The sequence below is a fragment of the Maribrevibacterium harenarium genome (assembly GCF_006385675.1).
GTDB classification, from domain to species: Bacteria; Pseudomonadota; Gammaproteobacteria; order Pseudomonadales; family Marinomonadaceae; genus Marinomonas; species Marinomonas harenarium.
Window position 1 is genome coordinate 1 of record NZ_VFRR01000110.1, and the last position, 1,328, is coordinate 1,328.

At 50.6% G+C, this 1,328-nt stretch carries 1 pseudogene; it reads left to right on the forward strand.

Annotated elements, in window-relative coordinates:
• Window positions 1-1,234 (forward strand): annotated as a pseudogene (tnpC, locus tag FJM67_RS17305) (IS66 family transposase); the annotation flags it as partial.
• Window positions 1,235-1,328: the final 94 nt, after the last annotated feature.

The window sequence follows — 1,328 nt, forward strand, 5'->3', positions numbered from 1 at the left end:
GCCGTTTCAGATCACCCTGTTTGATGAGGCGGAACTGGAAAACGCGATTGACGATCTGATTGATGAGATTCCAGAAGACTCATTGAGCCCAGAACTAGCGCAAACCAAGCAGAGTCGTCAGCGTCAACGGGGCTTCTCGACTTCGTTAAACCGAATCCGTCGAGAGATCTGCCTAAGCGATGACGAAAAAGCCGGAGCAACCAAAACCTTCTTCACTAAGGTGAAAGAAGAACTGGAGTTTATCCCCGCTCAGCTTAACGTGATCGAGATCTGGCAAGAAAAAGCGGTGTTCGAATCCTCAACTGGCGAACAAATCATCGCGGCAAAGCGGCCAACTCATCCGCTAGGTAAATGCGTTGCCACTACCTCCTTGTTAGCTTACGTCATCACGTCAAAATATGCCGATGGCTTACCCCTTTATCGCTTAGATGGCATGTTAACGCGTCTTGGTCACGAAATCGGGCGTAACAATATGGCGAATTGGATTCTCCGTCTCGATAATGTGTTCAAACCCTTGATTAACCTGATGCGGGAACAACAAAACCTCGGTCGCTACATCCAAGCGGATGAGACTCGCATCCAAGTGTTGAAAGAAACCGGTAAAACCGCTCAGAGTGATAAGTGGATGTGGGTTACACGGGGTGGACCACCGGATAAACCTTCCGTCTTGTTTGACTATGACCCGACCCGAGCGGGTCACGTTCCCGCACGCCTATTGGACGGGTTTAGTGGCGTGTTACAAGTTGACGGCTACAGTGGCTACGGCAAGGTCTGCCGAGAGCTTGATATCGCTCGTATTGGGTGTTGGGACCATGCGCGGCGCAAGTTTGACGAAGTCACTCGCGGTGCTACTCCTCAAAAAGGCAAGAGTAGCAAAGCCAAACCATCGAAAGCGGATGTTGCCATCGGTAAGATCGGCAAGCTCTATGCTATCGAAAGAAAAATTGAACACTTAAGCGAGTCGGAAAAGTACACCGTACGCCAAGAGCTGGCCTTGCCACTGCTGCAAGACTTCAAAGCGTGGCTGGAAACCAACCAGACAAAGGTGCCGAAGGACTCACTGATCTTTAGAGCGATCCAATATAGCCTCAATCATTGGGACGCCTTAGTGGCCTACTGTGACTATGGCTTCGCCCATATCAGTAATGCCTTAGCCGAAAATGCCATCCGCCCGTTCGCAGTGGGCAGACGCAACTGGCTGTTTGCTGATTCGTCACGTGGAGCGAACGCCAGTGTGCGTATTCCGGTGAAGCTGAACGGTCATTCTGATTGAACGTGAACACCTGCAATCCTAACGCAAGCTTACTCTAACCTTTCTCTCCTAACTG